Here is a 278-nt window from a genome sequence, read left to right as displayed (position 1 = left end):
AATGCGGTTTAAATGACGTACATCCTCTTCGGGTAATTCTCCAAAGTATGCCTCAACCACTTTTTTCCTATGGGCCTTCAGCTCAAACTTCGCCGCTTGACCCGCTGCAATTTTGACCCCATACGGATGCAGGCCGATCTGACCGGCAATCTGCTGCTGGGAATAGCCCGTGAATTTGTTTCAATCAAGGTGGACCGGGAGGAACGGCCCGATGTGGACAATCTGTACATGTCCGTTTGTCAAGCGATGACCGGACAGGGGGGATGGCCGCTGACGAT

At 52.5% G+C, this 278-nt stretch carries 1 protein-coding gene and 1 pseudogene; one reads left to right on the top strand and one right to left on the bottom strand.

Features of this window, described 5'->3' with window-relative positions; genetic code table 11:
- Positions 1–132 (bottom strand): annotated as a pseudogene (locus ACZYR9_RS27855) (hypothetical protein); the annotation flags it as partial.
- Here ACZYR9_RS27855 and ACZYR9_RS27850 point away from each other — a divergent pair.
- A partial coding sequence (locus ACZYR9_RS27850) for a DUF255 domain-containing protein (protein WP_488981526.1) occupies positions 127–278 on the top strand: 152 nt, incomplete at its 3' end. The pseudogene ACZYR9_RS27855 and the gene ACZYR9_RS27850 sit on opposite strands and share 6 nt — an antisense overlap.

Source organism: Paenibacillus sp. F024 (genome assembly GCF_057814255.1).
Note: the sequence above shows the minus strand (reverse complement) of the source record. Positions and strands in the feature narration are given on the sequence as shown.